The sequence below is a fragment of the Nocardioides sp. ChNu-153 genome (genome assembly GCF_030466625.1).
Classification (GTDB): domain Bacteria; phylum Actinomycetota; class Actinomycetes; order Propionibacteriales; family Nocardioidaceae; genus Nocardioides.
This window is the reverse complement of the sequence record NZ_JADEVT010000008.1, coordinates 81,552-97,448: the sequence shown is the minus strand read 5'-3', so window position 1 is coordinate 97,448 and position 15,897 is coordinate 81,552. Positions and strand designations below refer to the sequence as shown.

The following is a 15,897-nucleotide window of genomic DNA, read 5'->3' as shown; positions in this document are numbered from 1 at the left end:
TCGTGAACCGAGAGATCTACGACGAGGACCACGAGGCGTTCCGCGCATCGGTGCGCGAGTTCCTGGAGCGTTCGGTCATCCCCGACGTCGAGGCGTACGCCGAGAAGAAGGGCATCCCGCGCGAGTTCTGGCTCGAGGCGGGCAAGCAGGGGTTCCTGGGGCTCGAGATCCCCGAGGAGTACGGCGGCGCGGGCGCGGGCGACTACCGCTTCAACGCCGTCATGGGCGAAGAGCTCAGCAAGGTCAACGCGGCGCTCGGCTCGTGCTGGGGCATCCACGCGGACATCACGGCGCCGTACCTCGTGCAGCTCGGCACCGAGGAGCAGAAGCAGCGCTGGCTGCCGGGCGTGGCGGCGGGCGAGATCCTGCTCGCCATCGGCATGACGGAGCCCTCCGGCGGCTCCGACCTCGCCGCGCTCAAGACCACCGCGGTGCGCGACGGGGACGAGTGGGTCATCAACGGGTCGAAGACGTTCATCACGAACGGCTACTCCGCCGACCTCGTCATCACCGCGGTGCGCACCAGCCCGGAGAAGAAGGCGCGCGGCATCACGCTGTTCGCGATCCCGGCCACCGCCGAGGGCTTCAGCCGCGGCCGCAAGCTCGACAAGGTCGGCCAGGACGAGTCCGACACCGCCGAGCTGTTCTTCGAGAACGTCCGCCTCGGCGACGACCACGTGGTCGGCGAGGTGGACGGCGGCTTCATCCACATGATGCAGAAGCTGCCGCAGGAGCGCCTCGGCTGCGCGATCTCCAACATCGCGCACGCCCAGCAGATCCTCGTCGAGACGCTGCAGTACACGAAGGACCGCAAGGCGTTCGGCCAGTCGATCGGGCAGTTCCAGCACTCGAAGTTCCTGCTGGCCGAGCTGTTCACCAAGATCGAGGTGAGCCAGGCGTTCCTCGACCAGTGCGTGGTCGCGCACGGCAAGGGCGAGCTCACCCCCGTGGACGCCGCCAAGGCGAAGTGGTGGACCAGCGAGATCCAGAACGACGTGCTCGACCACTGCGTGCAGCTGCACGGCGGCTACGGCTTCATGAACGAGTACCGGGTCGCTCGCGCCTGGCGGGACGCCCGCGTCTCGAAGATCTGGGCCGGCTCGAACGAGATCATGAAGGAGCTGATCGGTCGGGACCTCGGTCTCTGACCTGAGGGGTTCGCGGTTTTATTTGCCGTGTCTTTGCCCTGGGACGGGGGGTGGTCCGGACCTCCCGGGACCCCCGTTTGACGGGTACCGGGACCTGGGGTGGATTACGTGCGTAGTGCACGTAATCCGACCCTGGGGAGGGTCCGCCCATGTCCGACCACACGCTCGATCACACGTCCGGCCAGACGCCCGGCCAGGCGCCCGGCGACACGTCGAGGAGCGGCGTGTCCCGCCGCTCGTTCACCCGCGCCGCGGCGTGGTCCGTCCCGACCGTCGCGGTCGTCGCCGCGGCGCCGGCGTACGCCGCGTCGATCTCGGACGTCGGGGCGTTCGCGCTCGCGGGCAGCTGCGGCACGCTGGGCGTGCTCGGCCCCGGATTCACCCTGCAGGCGGGGCCGACGGCCCCGCTCCCGGCGGGCACGTCGGTGACCGTCACCGGTTCGGGCGTGACCAACATCGGGGTGTTCTCGGTCTCCGGAGGGACGGCGAGCGTGGCCGTCCTGAGTGGCACGTCGCGCCTCATCACCCTCACGAGCGACCTGCCCGCCGGGGCCACGATGGCGTTCCGTACGACGCTCTCGATCAGCGTGGCCTTCCAGCTGAACGCGGTCGCGACGCTGCCCAGCGGCTACGAGGCGACGGGCGCCAAGACGACGGGCAACGTCAGCAGCACGTTGATCCTCTGCTCGGGCAGCTGACGACGCGACCGTTGCCTCAGGTGGCCGGGACCGTGGTCGATGGGGTCCTGGACAGGAGGCCCGGGACCTCGTCGACGGTCGACGCGGCACCGGGGCACGCATGAGCACGCAGCAGCACCACCGTCCCACGGATGCCACGCCCCGCGAGCTGTCCCGTCGCACCTTCACCCGTGCGGCGGCGTGGAGCGCACCCATCGTGTCGGTCGCCGTGGCAGCCCCCGCTCACGCGATGAGCGTCGCCGTCGAGCACGACCTGTTCGTGGCCTTCGTCGGCTCCCAGTGGACGAGCGTGCCCGGTGGTGGCGACGCCGCGTGGGCGAGCATCCCGGCGGTGCTCGAGGTCTCGAACCTCGGCACGGCCGACTCGCCGGTGGGGACCGTGGGCACGCTGACGTCGGACGCGCCCGTGCTCCAGATGCAGGCATCCCACCCCGAGGTCACCGTCACCGAGACGTCCGGCGGCGCCGAGATCGGGCTGCCGTCCGTGCCCGCGGGCAGCACGCTGACCGTCTCCCTCGGCGCCCTGCTCGACCAGGAGGCGGCGCTCGCCCTCGGGTCCGGAGACCATGCCGCCCAGGTCGCCTTCGCCCTGACCGGCACGGACGCATCGGCCACGAACGACGCCGCGTCGGCTCCCGTCGTCATCACGGTGACCAGCGCCTGGGGCATCCCCTGACGGTTGGCGACCGCCTCGGCTCGCCCGGAAACGCGGTGCGGCGGGGGAGCCCCCCGCCGTACCGTCGTCCCGATGCGTCTCTTCACCGCCCTCGTCCCGCCCGCCGACGTGCTCGAGCACCTCGACGACTTCCTCGACGTGCGGCGTGCGGCCGCCGACCTGCGGTGGAGCCGCCCCGAGAACCTGCACGTCACCCTCGCCTTCGCCGCCGACGTGGAGGAGTGGCGGGTCGACGAGGTGCTGGAGCGGACCGCGGCGGCCGCGGCGCGCCGTACCCCGTTCACCACCCGCGTCGCCGGGGGCGGCGCCTTCCCGCACCCCGACGCCGCGCAGGTGCTGTGGGCCGGACTGGCGCTCGACGAGCCGACCGGCGCCGAGCTCGAGGCCCTCGCCCGGGGTGCCCGGGCGGCCGTCGCCACCGCGGGCGCCGCGGTCGACGGCACCCGGTTCCGGCCCCACCTGACGGTCGCACGCGCGGGGCGACCGCGGCAGCTGAGCGACTGGGTGCGGCTGCTCGACGCCTACGAGGGCCCGGAGTGGGCCGTCGACGAGGTGGCCGTCGTCGCCTCGCACCTGGGGGAGGGGCCTCGGCGCCGGCCGCGCCACGAGGTGCTCGCCACCGCCCCGCTCGCCGGCTGAGGTCACCCGCGGTCCCCGAGCGGCCCTGGCGCCACGACCACTACGCTCAGGGCCCATGAGCGCCCCCGACTCCCCGGCCAAGCAGCAGCTGATCGCCCAGGTCGACGCCAAGGCCGTCGTGCGCGGCGAGGTCGTGCTGAGCTCCGGCGCGACCGCCGACTACTACGTCGACATGCGCCGGGTGACGCTCGACGCCGCGGCCGCCCCGGCGATCGGCCGGGTCATGCTCGACCTGACGGCCGACTGGGACTACGACGCGGTGGGCGGCCTCACGCTCGGCGCCGACCCCGTCGCCACCGCCATGCTCCACACCGCCGCCGCCGGGGGCCGGGTGCTGGACGCGTTCGTCGTGCGGAAGTCGCAGAAGGTGCACGGCCTGCAGAAGCTCATCGAGGGCCCGCCCGTCGCGGGCCGCCGGGTGCTCGCCGTCGACGACACCTCCACCACCGGCGGGTCGGTCCTCGAGGCCGTCGCGGCCCTGCGCGAGGCCGGCGCCGAGGTCGTCGGGGTCGCGGTGGTCGTCGACCGCGACACCGGCGCCGCCGAGCGCGTCGAGGCCGAGGGCGTGCCCTACCGCTTCGCGGTGGGCAAGGACGAGCTCACCATCTGAGGCGCTCTCAGCCTCCGTCGTTATCCTCGCCGGGTGATCACGACCGGCGCCCTGCCTGGCCTGAGCCTGATGACCGGCCCGACCCTGCTGAACAGCGACCCCGACGACCTCACCGGGTTCGCCGGCTGGGCCGTCGACCTCATGGAGAAGATCGGCCCCGTGGGGGCCGGCGTCGCGATCGCGGCAGAGAACCTGTTCCCGCCGCTGCCGAGCGAGGTCATCCTCCCGCTCGCGGGCTTCACCGCCCACCAGGGCGACTTCACCCTCGCCGAGGCGCTGTTCTGGACGACGGCGGGCTCCGTCATCGGCGCCGCCGTCCTCTACTGGCTGGGCGTGGCGTTCGGCCGCCAGCGGATGTACTGGGTGTGGGAGCACATGCCGCTGGTGAAGACCGAGGACCTCGAGCGCACCGAGGCCTGGTTCGAGCGGCACGGCAAGAAGGCGGTGTTCTTCGGCCGCATGATCCCGATCTTCCGCAGTCTCATCTCGGTCCCGGCGGGCATCGAACGGATGTCGTTCGGCCTGTTCCTGCTGCTCACCCTGGCGGGCAGCCTCATCTGGAACAGCATCTGGGTGCTGGCGGGCTACTTCGCCGGTTCGCAGTGGGACCGCGTCGAGCCCTACATGGGCGTCGTGCAGAAGGTCGTCATCGCCGCCGTCGTGATCGGCGTCGCGTGGTTCGTGATCTTCCGCGTGCGCCAGATCCGCCGGGCCCGGCACCTGCGCAACCCCTGGGACGACGAGCCCGAGGGGGCGTGAGCACGCCCGCCGAGCCGGGGCGCGCGCCGTACGACCCCATGCCGCACGGACCCGCCGAGGTGGGCGTCGGCCCGTGGGAGGGCCCGTGGCCCGAGGGACCGCAGTGGGACCCCGAGCTGCTGCGCGACGGTGACCGGCGCAACGTGGTGGACCGCTACCGCTACTGGCGCCTCGAGGCGATCGTCGCCGACCTCGACACCCGCCGGCACGGCTTCCACGTGGCGATCGAGAACTGGCAGCACGACTTCAACATCGGCACGATCGTGCGCACCGCCAACGCGTTCCTCGCCGCGGAGGTGCACGTGGTCGGCAACCGCCGCTGGAACCGCCGCGGCGCCATGGTCACCGACCGCTACCAGCACGTGCGCCACCACCCGTCGGTGCCCGACCTCGCGGCGTACCTGCACGGGCTCGAGCGTCCCGTGCGCCTGCTGGGCATCGACAACCTCCCGGGGTCGGCCCACCTGGAGACGACGGCCGTGCCTCACGACGTGTGCTTCCTCTTCGGCCAGGAGGGGCCCGGCCTGTCGGAGCAGGCGCGGGCGGTGTGCGACGGCACCTTCTCGATCGCGCAGTTCGGCTCCACGCGCTCCATCAACGCCAGCTCGGCGGCGGCGATCGCGATGCACGCGTGGGTGCGCACCCACGCCGACCTGGGCGACGCTCAGGTCTGGCGCGGCTGAGCGCCGTCGCGGCGCCGCAACCGGGCCACCTCGCCGCGCAGCCGGTCGACCTCGCCCTCCAGTGCGAGGACCCGGGCGATGCCCGCGATGTTGAGACCCTCCGCCAGCAGGGTGCGGATGCGGTGCAGCCGGTCGATGTCGGCCTCGCTGTAGAGCCGCGTGCCCCCCGGGGTGCGGTCGGGCTCGAGCAGCCCGCGACGCTCGTAGACCCGCAGGTTCTGCACCTGCAACGACGTCATCTCGGCCGCCACCGAGATGGCGAACACGCCCGTCGTACGTCGTGCCACGACGCCTCCTCGTGATCCGGTGCTCGGGGGGCTTGATTCTCCCGTGGGCCTGGAATATATAACGGAGATGTCAGGTTCCCTGATGCACCAACCATCAGGTCCCGGCGCGGGACCAGGACACACGAGGAGGATGACGTGATGCTGCTCCGGACCACCGACCCGTTCCGCGAGCTCGACCGCCTGGCCGCCCAGCTCGTGGGCTCCGGCACGACCAACCGCCCCGCCGTCATGCCCATGGACGCGTGGCGCGAGGGTGAGCGCTTCGTCATCGAGTTCGACCTGCCCGGCGTGAGCGCCGAGAGCATCGACCTCGACGTCGAGCGCAACGTGCTGACCGTCAAGGCCGAGCGCGTCGCCCGCAACGGCGACTGGGAGATGCTCGCCTCCGAGCGCACGCGCGGCACGTTCACGCGACAGCTGGTGCTCGGCGACAACCTCGACCTCGACCGCATCGAGGCGGCGTACGCCGACGGCGTGCTGCGGCTCGTCGTGCCCGTCGCGGAGAAGGCGAAGGCGCGCAAGATCGCCGTCGCCGGTGCCACCCCGGCCGCGCAGCCGGAGGCCATCGAGGCCTGATCCCCGCGCCGACGCCGGTCCCTCGTGGAGGGGCCGGCGTCGTCGTGCCCGGGGGCAGCGGGGGTACGGCGCACCCCGCCGTCACCTCCCGGCCACCTGCCGTCACCGCGGGGGCCTACGCTGGCCCGTCCGCGTCCCGGCGCGGCCCCCGCCCGACCGCGCCCCCGCGGTCGAACGCCCCCGTGAGGAGGACCGATGTCGGACCGCGCCCGCCCGTCCCGCCTGCTGCCGCCGCCCCTGCGGCGCCACCGCGTCGAGCCCACCCACGTCGACGCCGTCGAGGGCGCCGCCGGCGTCGACGAGCCGACCGGGGACGACGACACGGGGGCGACGGGTCGTCGCATCATCGACAGCGCCCTGTACGTCGACGGGCGCCGCGTCGCCTCCCCGGGCGACCTCGCCGCGACGTACCGGGTGCTGCGCGAGCACGACGAGGCCATCGCCTGGATCGGGCTGTACCGCCCCGAGAACCACGAGCTGGCCTCGCTCGCCGGCGAGTTCGACCTCCACGAGCTCGCGGTGGAGGACGCGATCGTCGCCCACCAGCGCCCGAAGCTGGAGCGCTACGACGACACCCTCTTCGTCGTGCTGCGTCCCGCCCGCTACGTCGACGACCGCGAGGAGGTCGAGTTCGGCGAGGTGCACCTCTTCGTCGGCCCCGACTTCGTCGTCAGCGTGCGCCACAGCGAGGCGCCCGACCTCGGCGCGGTGCGGCACCGGCTCGAGGAGGACCCGGAGCTGCTGGCGCTGGGCCCCGAGGCGATCCTCTACGCCATCCTCGACCGGGTCGTCGACGGCTACGCGCCGGTCGTGGCGGGCCTGGAGAACGACATCGACGAGATCGAGACCGAGGTCTTCAGCGGCGACCCGCGGGTGTCGCGGCGCATCTACGCGCTGACGCGCGAGGTCGTCGAGTTCCAGCGGGCCACCCGGCCGCTGGCCGCCGTGGTCAAGGGGCTCGCCGCGGGGTTCGCCAAGTACGGCACCGACGAGGAGCTGCAGCGCTACCTGCGCGACGTCGACGACCACCTCACCGTCGTCATCGAGCAGGTGGACGAGTTCCGCCAGCTGCTGCGCGACATCCTGACCGTCAACGCCACCCTCGTCGCCCAGCAGCAGAACGAGGAGATGAAGGCGCTGAGCGAGGTCAGCATCGACCAGAGCGAGGAGGTCAAGCGCATCTCCTCCTGGGCGGCCATCCTCTTCGCGCCGACCCTCGTGGGCACCGTTTACGGCATGAACTTCGACCACATGCCCGAGCTGCACTGGGCGTGGGGCTACCCCATGGCCGTCGTCATGATGCTGATGGTCAGCGTCGTGCTCTACCTCGTGTTCCGCCGCCGCGGGTGGCTCTGAGCCGGGGGGCGGCGGCACCCCGCTAGGGTGACGGCGATCCGCCCGCTCATCGAGGAGACCCCACCGATGCCCATCGCCACTCCCGAGAAGTACGCCGAGATGCTCGACGCGGCCAAGGCGAAGTCCTTCGCCTACCCGGCCATCAACGTCTCGTCCTCCCAGACCCTCAACGCGGCCCTCAAGGGCTTCGCCGACGCCGGGTCCGACGGCATCATCCAGATCTCGACGGGCGGCGCGGAGTACCTCTCCGGCCCGACCGTCAAGAACATGGTGACCGGTTCGGTCGCGTTCGCCGCGTACGCCGCGGAGGTGGCGAAGAGCTACCCCGTCAACGTCGCGCTGCACACCGACCACTGCCCGAAGGACAAGCTGGACGGCTTCGTCCGCCCGCTCATCGACATCTCCAAGGAGCGGGTCGCCCGCGGCGAGGCGCCGCTGTTCCAGTCGCACATGTGGGACGGCTCGGCCGTGCCGCTGGAGGAGAACCTCCAGATCGCCGAGGAGCTCCTGGCCCAGGCCGCGGCCGCCCGGATCGTGCTCGAGGTCGAGATCGGCATCGTCGGCGGTGAGGAGGACGGCGTCGAGGGCGGCATGGGCGAGCACCTCTACACGACCCCCGAGGACGCGCTCGCGACCGTCGCGGCGCTCGGCACCGGCGAGAAGGGCCGCTACCTGACGGCGCTGACCTTCGGCAACGTGCACGGCGTCTACAAGCCCGGCAACGTGAAGCTGCGCCCGGAGATCCTCAAGGCCGCCCAGGAGGCCGTCGTGGCCCAGCTCGGGCTCGACGCCGACGCCAAGCCGTTCGACCTCGTGTTCCACGGCGGGTCGGGCTCGACGGACGAGGAGATCGCCGCGGCCGTCGACTACGGCGTCATCAAGATGAACGTCGACACCGACACGCAGTACGCCTTCACCCGCCCGGTCGCCGGCCACATGCTCGCCAACTACGACGGCGTGCTGAAGGTCGACGGCGAGGTCGGCAACAAGAAGGCCTACGACCCCCGCGCCTGGGGCAAGGCCGCCGAGGCCGGCATGGCCGCGCGCGTCGTCGAGGCGTGCCAGGCCCTGCGCTCGGCGGGCACCACGCTCGGCGCCTGAGCGTCGCCCGCAGCACCGACGGGGCGGTCCCACCTGCGGGTGGGGCCGCCCCGTCCGTCGTACCGGTGCCGGGTCAGCGACCCGGTGGCTCGGCGTCGGGGACGCCCTCGGCGAGCTTGTCGGTGAGCAGGTGCGCCAGCAGGAACATGGCCACCGCGACGACGGGCACGACCAGCAGCGCGACCCACGAGAACAGCACGTCGAGCAGGAAGACCAGCACGACGAACGCGACCAGGCCGAGCGCGAGGAAGCTCGTGCTCCCCGGCTCGGACACCTTCCACGCGCTGAGCAGCCGGGCGCCGAGCACGACGGCGATCACCAGCACGGCGACGAGCAGGAGCAGCACCGGGCTGCCGCACGACCCGGTGCCCTGCACCACCGAGCACAGCCGGAGCGAGCCGGTGGCCAGCACCGCGACCAGCAGCCCCGTCACCAGTCCGGTGGCCGCGACCGCCGCCGTCTCGGGCAGGGGCGGCAGCTCGAAGGTGCGCAGCCGGGTGAGCAGCGCCGACCCGGTACGACGCTGCTCACCCCCGTCCGCCCCCGCGCCGTCGGCGGGCGCCGCCGCCTCACCGGGCTGCTGGTCGGTCTCGTCCGGGTAGAGGATCTCCGCAGGCACGGGCGCGGTCCCGGCGACGGGCTCCGTGGCCGGCTCCTCGACGGGGCGGTCGACGAGCGCGGGCGGGGTGGGCTCGGCTGCCGCGGGCACGGGCGCGACCTCGCGGGTGGCGGCCTCGACGGCGGCGCGCAGCGGCGACGCAGGTGCCGGCCCGGGCTCCGTCTCCGCGGCGGGGACGGGCTCGGCCGGCGGGGCGGGCACGACCGTCGGCTCGACGGTGGCGGCCGGCTCCTCGGCAGGAGTGACCACCGGCTCGGTGGCCGGCGTCGGCGGCGCCGGCTCGGGTGCGGCCTCGACGGGTGCGGCCTCGGCGGGTGCGGCGGTGGAGGCGACCTCCTGCTGGCGCCGGCGGGCGGCGAGCCGCTCCGTCAGGGTGCCTCCGACGCGACCGCGGGACGACGACAGGGGTCGCGACCGCCGGACGACGGGCGGGACGGCCGGCGGGGTCGCGACCGGCGTCGGCTCGGCCTCCGGCTTCGCGGCCGCCGCGGGCTCCACGGCGGGCTTCACGGCGGGCTCCACGGCGGGGAGTACCCGGGTGACGGGCTCCGGCTCGGGACGGGGCTCCGGCTCGGGCGGCGGCTGCGGCGCAGCCGGCTCGACGGCCGCCGGCTCGGCTGGCGGTGCGGTGTCAGCAGGGGCCTCGACGACCGGGGCGGCGGGCTCGCTCCTCTTCCTCCGACGACGACCGAAGGAGGGCAGCTGGAGGGAGAGCTCGAGGTCCTTCTCGACGTCGCGCGCCGGCCCGTCGCCCTCGTCCTTCTCGACCATGGGGGCGAGTGTGCCACGCGTGAGCCGCGCCGCAGCAGGGGAACAAACGGCCTGGAAACAGGTGACGGCCGGACCCCTGGGGGTCCGGCCGTCCCGGTGGTCGGGCTGACAGGATTTGAACCTGCGGCCTCCTCGTCCCGAACGAGGCGCGCTACCAAGCTGCGCCACAGCCCGACGATCGTGGCCTCTCGGCACACGAGCGTCAGGAGCATATACGAGCCGGTGACCGGCGCTCCAATCGGCCTCGCGTCAGTCCGCGGCCGGTCCCCCGGGCCGCGGGACCAGGGTCAGCAGCGTCGCCTCCGGGCGGCAGAACGTGCGGATCCGCATCGAGGGCGCCGTGCCCAGCCCGGCGGAGACGTGCATCCACGTCGACCCCGGGTCGCCCGGCGCGGAGTCGGCGGGGTGGCGGTGCAGCCCCTTCGCCCGCGCCGGCTCCAGGTCGCAGTTGGTGGTCAGCGCGCCGATCCCCGGCAGGCACACCTGGCCGCCGTGGGTGTGGCCGGCGAGCACGGCGTCGTACCCGTCGCGGGCGAACTGGTCGAGCACCCGCAGGTACGGCGCGTGCGCCACCCCCAGGGCCAGGTCCGCGTCGGCCCCGAGGCCGGCCCGCGCGTCGCCCGCGACGGCGCCGAGGTCGTCGTGCTCGAGGTGGGGGTCGTCGACGCCGGCGAGCACGAGCCGCAGGCCGCCGACGTCGATGGTGGTGCGGCGGTTGGTCAGGTCGCGCCAGCCGGCGGCGGAGAACGTGGCGACGAGCTCGCGCCACGGCAGCTCGGGGGTCCGGGTGTTGCGCCGGCCGTCGTCGGGCAGCAGGTAGCGCAGCGGGTTGCGCAGCGACGGGGCGTAGTAGTCGTTCGAGCCGAGCACGTGCGCGCCCGGCACGTCGAGCAGCGGACCGAGCGCGTCGAGCAGCACCGGGACGGCGTCGGGGTGCGCCAGGTTGTCCCCGGTGTCGATCACCAGGTCGGGGCGCAGCTCGCCCAGGCCCCGCAGCCACGCGATCTTGCGTCGCTGCGTGGGCACGAGGTGGATGTCGGAGAGGTGCAGCACCCGCAGGGGCCGAGCGCCGGGCGGCAGGATCGGCACCTCCACCTCGCGCAGGGTGTAGCGGCGGGCCTCCCACGCGGCGTACGACGTGGCCGCGGCGCCCGCGGCCGCGCCCGCCAGCGCGGTGCGCGCCACGACCCCGCCGAGCCGTCGCCCACCGCCGAGGTGGGGGGCGGAGGGGCGCAGGAAGTCGGTGGGCGGCACCCCGACAGGCTGCCACAATGGCCCCATGAGTGCCCTGAAGGACCGTCTCCGCGCCGACCTGACGACCGCCATGAAGGAGCGGGACGCCCTGCGCTCCTCGACCCTGCGCATGGTGCTGGCCGCGGTCACCACCGCCGAGGTCTCGGGCAAGGAGGCCCGCGAGCTGAGCGACGCCGAGGTGCTCGCCGTGCTCGGCAAGGAGGCCAAGAAGCGCCGGGAGGCCGCGACGGCCTTCGCCGAGGGCGGTCGCGCCGAGAGCGCGGAGAAGGAGCAGGCCGAGGCGGCCGTCATCGCCGACTACCTCCCGGCCCAGCTCGATGAGGCGCAGATCACGGAGATCGTCCGCGCCGCCGTCGAGCAGCTCGGGGTCGCCGGCGAGGGCATGAAGGCCATGGGCAAGGTGATGGGCGTCGTCCAGCCGCAGGTCAAGGACCGTGCGGACGGCGGGGCCGTCGCCGCCGAGGTGCGCCGCCAGCTGGCGTGACCCCACGCCCGGGCGTGTCGCGGCGTCGTGGCCGGGGCCCGATTTCGCGGTGGGCGTACGGCGAATCTGCGTCGGGAAGTGCGGGAACGACCAGCGAACAGGTAGCGTTGCGCCCACGACACAGACAGTCAGTCCGGGTGCCCCAGAGCCCCGGCCAAGCGCGAGGGGGTCGACCCTATGGGGCGCGGCCGAGCAAAGGCCAAGCAGGCGAAGGTCGCACGCGACCTGAAGTACCGCACGCACGACACCGATCTCGGTGCTCTGGCGCGGGAGCTGCATGGCGACAGCGGCGATGACGACTCCACGGAGTCGTTCGATGAGTACGACAAGTGGGCCGACTACCCCGGCCCCCAGCGTGACTGACCTCCGCTGAGCGGATCGGCACCCCCGAAGGCGAGATCCTCGGGGGTGCCGGTGCGAAGGGGCCTCTCGGCCCTCCGCTCAGCTGCCCAGCCAGACCCCTCGCAGTCGACCCACGTCCTGCATCCGCTTCTCGGCCAGCCGGTCGGCGGCGGTCGCGGGCGTGACGCCGTCCCGGTCGGCGAGCTCCAGCACCGCCCGGGTCGTGTCGAAGATCCCCGCCGCGCGCTGCTGCGCGCGCTCGAAGACGAACCCGTCGAGCTCGTCCGCGACCTGGATGAGGCCGCCCGCGTTCACGCAGTAGTCGGGCGCGTAGAGGATGCCGGCGTCCGCGACCCGCTCCGCCGAGCCCGCGTGCGGCAGCTGGTTGTTCGCCGCACCGCACACGATGCGGGCCTTCAGCACGCCGATCGTCTCGTCGTCGAGGGCGCCGCCGAGCGCGCACGGCGCGTAGACGTCGAGGTCCTCCCGCACGAGGTCCGCGGTCGTCGCGACCGCCCGCACACCGGGGTACGCCGCGAGCACGCCCTCGACCGCGGGTCCGTGCACGTCGGTGACGACGACCTGGGCGCCGTCCTCGGCCAGCAGGCCCGTCAGGTGCCGCCCGACCTTTCCGACGCCGGCGATGCCGACGGTGCGTCCGGCGAGCGTCGCCTCGCCCCACAGTCGCTCGGCCGCGGCGCGCATGCCCTGGAACACGCCGTACGCCGTCAGCACGGAGCTGTCGCCGGCGCCGCCGTTCGCGACCGTGCGGCCGGTGACGTAGCGGCACTCGCGCGCGACGAGGTCCATGTCGGCCGAGTAGGTGCCGACGTCGCACGCGGTCAGGTAGCGACCGCTGAGCGACTGCACGAACCGGCCGTAGGCGCGCAGCAGCGCCTCGGACTTGTCCCGCCGCGGGTCGCCGATGATGACGGCCTTGCCGCCGCCGAGGTCGAGCCCGGCCAACGCGGCCTTGTACGACATCCCCCGCGACAGGTCGAGCACGTCGCGCAGCGCGGCGTCGGTCGAGGCGTAGGGGTGGAAGCGCGTGCCGCCGAGACCCGGGCCGAGCGCGGTGGAGTGGATCGCGATGATCGCGCGGAGGCCGGAGGCCGGGTCGTTGGCGACGACGACCTGCTCGTGGCCGGCGGCCAGCTCGAAGAGGTCGGACCCGACGGCGTCGGGGGGAGTGGCGGGGCTGGTCATGGCTCTCCTGTGCTCGGGCGCCGCGGGGGTGGGCGGCGCGGTGGGCGCGCCCGCAGGGGTGGCGCGGGCGACGCCCACCACCCTAGGACCGGGGCGGCCCGGCGTCAGGAGGTGGCCGGGGTCACGCTCAGCGCAGGCGCGCGACGTACTGGTGACCGCGGCGCAGCGACCGCAGCCGGCTCTCCCAGGTCACGCCCACCGTGACGAGCGCGGCGCCCGCGAGGAGCATGACGAGGTACGGCGGCACCAGCGCGGCGTACGGTGCGAGCGCGCGCAGGAGCAGCAGGCTCCCGGTCACGGCGCCGGCGAGGAGCGGGGCGCTCCAGCGCAGCCCGGCCCCGCCGAGCACGAGTCCGAGGCAGGCGACGGCGAGCAGCAGGCCGCGCAGGGACGCGGGCTCGGCGAGCGCGGCGAGCAGGCTGGGCGTCAGGGCGAGCAGCAGCCCGCCCAGGAGGGTGGGCGTCGTGCGGAGGCGCGGCTCGCGCAGCAGGGCGAGGACGCCGACGGCGAGGAGCACGAGGGCGGCGGGGAGCGTGTAGGCCTCGGGGGTGGTGACCCCCGTGTCGGCCAGGCGCGCCCAGGAGGCGAGCACGAGCAGACCGCCCCCGACCCAGGCGAGCGGACGTCGGTCGGCGCGCAGCAGCGCGGCCAGGCCGGCGCCGACCCCCAGCACGGTGAGGTCGACGGCCAGCCACGTGCCCGCCGCGGGCAGGGTCGCCGCGGCGCCGGCGAGCACCACCGCGGTCGTGGCGGCGCCGACCTCGACGGCCACCCGACCGACGAGCGCGAGCAGCAGGGCGAGGAGCAGGGTCGCCACCGCGACCCCGGGCTGCGGGTCGGCCCCCAGCAGGTCGCCGAGCACGAGCACGGTGCCGGCGACGGCGGGCGCGAGGGCGAGGCCCGCAGCCGCGGCCACGGCCTCCGCCGTCGGCAGCAGCAGCGCGGCGACGCAGGCGACGACGGCCAGGACGAGCGTCGCCAGCAGCAGCGACGGCGCGGGGGTCGCGGCGATCGCCGCCAGGCAGGTCAGGGCGGCGGCGAGCGCCCACCACGGGGTGGAGCGGCCACTGCCGTGCGTCGCCGCCCGGGCGAGCGCCGTGGCGCCGGGCACGAGCAGCACGAGGACCACGGCGAGGAGCGGGACGGGGTACGACGCGACGACCACCGCGGCGAGCAGCGTCGCGCCCAGGACGACGCCGGGCACCACGCCGGACACCACGCCGGGCAGGCCGAGGGGCAGGGTGAGGGGCACGTCCCCGCGGTCCCCACGTGCCGCGGGGACGTGCCGTCCGAGGACCGCGACGAGCGCCGCGGCGAGGGCGAGGGCGGCGACGACCACGACCCACGGCCGGTCCAGCAGGCCCGCGACCGGGTCCAGGCGCACGAGGGCCGCGCTCGGGCGCGGCACCGTGAGCACCGCCCCGGCGGCCCGGCCGGCGACGTCCGTCAGCACCACCAGCGGGACGAGCGCGCTGACCGCGCCGGGGCCGAGGAGGGCGACCCGCCACGCGGGCGGGACGACCGCCGCCGCGGCGGCCGCGACGAGCAGCGCGAGGCTCCACCCCACGACGGCCGCATCGGGCCCGACCGCGTGCAGGCCGACGACGACCGCGACCGTGAGCGTGGCCCCCGCGGCGCCCGCGCACACCGCGCGGGCGAGGTGGGGCAGCGCGAGCAGGGTGGGCGGCAGGACGGCGGGGGCGGCGGCCAGCGCGGTGGCGACGAGGAGGGGCACGACGTCGCCCTCCGACCACAGCGTGTCGAGGTGCAGGACCGCCCGCGCCGCACCGATGACGGCCAGCAGCGCCCACGTGGCGGCGCCGGCCCCGGCGGCGAGGACGCACAGGAGCCGCGCGGGGCGGACCGCGCCGTACGCCGCGAGGACGAGGAAGCCCGCCGTGCCGCAGGCCAGGCCGGTCTCGAGAGGCAGCGTGGACGCGGCGCCGAGCGTCGCCAGGCACCCGCCGAGGACGGTGCCGAGCTGGGCCGCGGTCAGGAGGCCCGGGGCGCCGCGCCTCGCCTCGGTGAGGCCGAGCCCGGCGGCCACCACCGCGCCGCCCATGAGCAGCAGGAGGGCGCTGTCGCCGAGGTCGCCCCACCAGCCGGCGGCGTCGGCGCCGCCGACGACCAGCAGCACGAGGCCGAGCGTCACGCAGGTGAAGGACTCGGCGCCGGCCCGCAGCCCGCGACGGGCCAGCGCGACGGTGCCGGCCGCCGCGCCGACGGTCATCATCCCCACCAGCGCGGTCCGGCCCCCGACGCCGAGCAGGGCCCAGGCGATCGCCAGGAAGACCAGCGCGCCGACGAGCAGGCAGGCTGCGCCGAGCCCGAGCAGCAGGCCGGGCACGCCGCTCTCCAGGATGCCCGTGGTGGGCGGCACGGGCGGCGCCACCCGCACCGGCACCGGCACCGGCACCGGGGCGGGTGCGGGTGGGGCGACGCTGGCGCGGAGCCGCCCGAGCAGGTCGTCGGCCTCGCGCAGCGTGCTGAACAGCTGGCGGGCCAGGTCGCCGCGCAGCGGGAGGCCGCAGCGGGAGCAGCCGGGGCTCCCCGCGACGTACGGCGCACGGCAGTCGGGGCAACGGGTGGGGTCGGCGAAGCGCATGGTCACCATCCAGCCAGCCGGGCTCCGCGCGCGGCAGGCCGCCGGGACTCAGGTGCGTCTGAGTACGCGCACCTGCACCGGGC

General features: G+C 74.6%; 17 protein-coding genes and 1 tRNA gene. 12 read left to right on the top strand and 6 right to left on the bottom strand.

Annotation, left to right across the window (positions count from 1 at the left end; translation table 11 throughout):
- The first annotated feature begins 2 nt into the window (after positions 1-2).
- The 7 genes from INN71_RS11880 (at position 3) to INN71_RS11850 (ending at position 5,213) form a co-directional block, all read left to right on the top strand.
- Positions 3-1,148, top strand: coding sequence for an acyl-CoA dehydrogenase family protein (locus INN71_RS11880; RefSeq protein ID WP_301800492.1), 1,146 nt, complete (start codon positions 3-5; stop codon positions 1,146-1,148).
- A 149-nt stretch (positions 1,149-1,297) separates the two neighbouring features.
- Positions 1,298-1,846, top strand: coding sequence for a hypothetical protein (locus INN71_RS11875; protein WP_301800490.1), 549 nt, complete (start codon positions 1,298-1,300; stop codon positions 1,844-1,846).
- Between the two features lie 100 nt (positions 1,847-1,946).
- Entirely contained in the window at positions 1,947-2,522 is a 576-nt protein-coding gene (locus INN71_RS11870; RefSeq protein ID WP_277499885.1) for a hypothetical protein, read from the top strand.
- A gap of 72 nt (positions 2,523-2,594) precedes the next feature.
- Entirely contained in the window at positions 2,595-3,161 is a 567-nt protein-coding gene (gene thpR, locus INN71_RS11865) for an RNA 2',3'-cyclic phosphodiesterase (RefSeq protein ID WP_301800489.1), read from the top strand.
- A gap of 55 nt (positions 3,162-3,216) precedes the next feature.
- Positions 3,217-3,771, top strand: coding sequence for an orotate phosphoribosyltransferase (gene pyrE / locus INN71_RS11860; protein ID WP_301800488.1), 555 nt, complete (start codon positions 3,217-3,219; stop codon positions 3,769-3,771).
- 33 nt (positions 3,772-3,804) lie between these two features.
- The gene (locus INN71_RS11855) at positions 3,805-4,530 is read left to right on the top strand and encodes a DedA family protein (RefSeq protein WP_277499888.1); all 726 of its coding nucleotides are present in this window, start codon (positions 3,805-3,807) and stop codon (positions 4,528-4,530) included.
- A 38-nt stretch (positions 4,531-4,568) separates the two neighbouring features.
- A complete protein-coding gene (locus INN71_RS11850) occupies positions 4,569-5,213 on the top strand; it encodes a TrmH family RNA methyltransferase (RefSeq protein ID WP_301800564.1) in 645 nt (214 codons plus the stop codon).
- On the opposite strand, the gene INN71_RS11845 is transcribed toward INN71_RS11850, so the two are convergent.
- Positions 5,195-5,500: a MerR family transcriptional regulator gene (locus INN71_RS11845; protein WP_277499889.1), complete on the bottom strand. Its 306-nt coding sequence runs from the start codon at positions 5,498-5,500 to the stop codon at positions 5,195-5,197. The two genes, INN71_RS11850 and INN71_RS11845, sit on opposite strands and share 19 nt — an antisense overlap.
- Positions 5,501-5,638: 138 nt before the next feature.
- On the opposite strand from INN71_RS11845, the gene INN71_RS11840 reads away from it, so the two are divergent.
- The 3 genes from INN71_RS11840 to fbaA all read left to right on the top strand — a co-directional run bounded on the left by INN71_RS11840 (position 5,639) and on the right by fbaA (position 8,533).
- Positions 5,639-6,076 carry an Hsp20/alpha crystallin family protein gene (locus INN71_RS11840; protein ID WP_277499890.1) on the top strand — a complete coding sequence of 146 codons (438 nt, stop codon included), beginning with the start codon at positions 5,639-5,641 and terminating at the stop codon, positions 6,074-6,076.
- A 195-nt stretch (positions 6,077-6,271) separates the two neighbouring features.
- Positions 6,272-7,432 carry a magnesium/cobalt transporter CorA gene (gene corA, locus INN71_RS11835; protein ID WP_277499891.1) on the top strand — a complete coding sequence of 387 codons (1,161 nt, stop codon included), beginning with the start codon at positions 6,272-6,274 and terminating at the stop codon, positions 7,430-7,432.
- 66 nt (positions 7,433-7,498) lie between these two features.
- Positions 7,499-8,533, top strand: coding sequence for a class II fructose-bisphosphate aldolase (fbaA, locus tag INN71_RS11830; protein WP_301800486.1), 1,035 nt, complete (start codon positions 7,499-7,501; stop codon positions 8,531-8,533).
- A gap of 73 nt (positions 8,534-8,606) precedes the next feature.
- On the opposite strand, the gene INN71_RS11825 is transcribed toward fbaA, so the two are convergent.
- The 3 genes from INN71_RS11825 to INN71_RS11815 form a co-directional block, all read right to left on the bottom strand.
- Entirely contained in the window at positions 8,607-9,923 is a 1,317-nt protein-coding gene (locus INN71_RS11825) for a hypothetical protein (RefSeq protein ID WP_301800484.1), read from the bottom strand.
- A 97-nt stretch (positions 9,924-10,020) separates the two neighbouring features.
- A tRNA-Pro gene (locus INN71_RS11820) sits at positions 10,021-10,097 on the bottom strand.
- A gap of 75 nt (positions 10,098-10,172) precedes the next feature.
- Positions 10,173-11,177: a metallophosphoesterase gene (locus INN71_RS11815; RefSeq protein ID WP_367619030.1), complete on the bottom strand. Its 1,005-nt coding sequence runs from the start codon at positions 11,175-11,177 to the stop codon at positions 10,173-10,175.
- 25 nt (positions 11,178-11,202) lie between these two features.
- Between INN71_RS11815 and INN71_RS11810 the strand changes: the two genes are divergently transcribed.
- Positions 11,203-11,661, top strand: a complete 459-nt coding sequence (locus INN71_RS11810) for a GatB/YqeY domain-containing protein (RefSeq protein ID WP_277499895.1) — start codon at positions 11,203-11,205, stop codon at positions 11,659-11,661.
- A gap of 177 nt (positions 11,662-11,838) precedes the next feature.
- Entirely contained in the window at positions 11,839-12,024 is a 186-nt protein-coding gene (locus INN71_RS11805) for a DUF3073 domain-containing protein (RefSeq protein WP_277499896.1), read from the top strand.
- A 78-nt stretch (positions 12,025-12,102) separates the two neighbouring features.
- On the opposite strand, the gene INN71_RS11800 is transcribed toward INN71_RS11805, so the two are convergent.
- Positions 12,103-13,209 (bottom strand): Glu/Leu/Phe/Val dehydrogenase, encoded by a 1,107-nt coding sequence (locus tag INN71_RS11800; protein WP_301800481.1) that lies wholly within the window; start codon positions 13,207-13,209, stop codon positions 12,103-12,105.
- 127 nt (positions 13,210-13,336) lie between these two features.
- The gene (locus INN71_RS11795) at positions 13,337-15,814 is read right to left on the bottom strand and encodes an SCO7613 C-terminal domain-containing membrane protein (RefSeq protein ID WP_301800478.1); all 2,478 of its coding nucleotides are present in this window, start codon (positions 15,812-15,814) and stop codon (positions 13,337-13,339) included.
- Positions 15,815-15,897 lie beyond the last annotated feature (83 nt).

Excerpts from the sequence above, each read along its gene's own strand:
- INN71_RS11805 (WP_277499896.1), top strand. The coding sequence starts at position 11,839 with ATGGGGCGCGGCCGAGCAAAGGCCAAGCAGGCGAAGGTCGCACGCGAC.
- INN71_RS11850 (WP_301800564.1), top strand. The coding sequence starts at position 4,569 with ATGCCGCACGGACCCGCCGAGGTGGGCGTCGGCCCGTGGGAGGGCCCG.
- INN71_RS11795 (WP_301800478.1), bottom strand. The coding sequence starts at position 15,814 with ATGCGCTTCGCCGACCCCACCCGTTGCCCCGACTGCCGTGCGCCGTAC.
- fbaA (WP_301800486.1), top strand. The coding sequence starts at position 7,499 with ATGCCCATCGCCACTCCCGAGAAGTACGCCGAGATGCTCGACGCGGCC.
- INN71_RS11810 (WP_277499895.1), top strand. The coding sequence starts at position 11,203 with ATGAGTGCCCTGAAGGACCGTCTCCGCGCCGACCTGACGACCGCCATG.
- INN71_RS11800 (WP_301800481.1), bottom strand. The coding sequence starts at position 13,209 with ATGACCAGCCCCGCCACTCCCCCCGACGCCGTCGGGTCCGACCTCTTC.
- pyrE (WP_301800488.1), top strand. The coding sequence starts at position 3,217 with ATGAGCGCCCCCGACTCCCCGGCCAAGCAGCAGCTGATCGCCCAGGTC.
- INN71_RS11875 (WP_301800490.1), top strand. The coding sequence starts at position 1,298 with ATGTCCGACCACACGCTCGATCACACGTCCGGCCAGACGCCCGGCCAG.
- INN71_RS11840 (WP_277499890.1), top strand. The coding sequence starts at position 5,639 with ATGCTGCTCCGGACCACCGACCCGTTCCGCGAGCTCGACCGCCTGGCC.
- INN71_RS11825 (WP_301800484.1), bottom strand. The coding sequence starts at position 9,923 with ATGGTCGAGAAGGACGAGGGCGACGGGCCGGCGCGCGACGTCGAGAAG.
- corA (WP_277499891.1), top strand. The coding sequence starts at position 6,272 with ATGTCGGACCGCGCCCGCCCGTCCCGCCTGCTGCCGCCGCCCCTGCGG.
- INN71_RS11870 (WP_277499885.1), top strand. The coding sequence starts at position 1,947 with ATGAGCACGCAGCAGCACCACCGTCCCACGGATGCCACGCCCCGCGAG.
- thpR (WP_301800489.1), top strand. The coding sequence starts at position 2,595 with ATGCGTCTCTTCACCGCCCTCGTCCCGCCCGCCGACGTGCTCGAGCAC.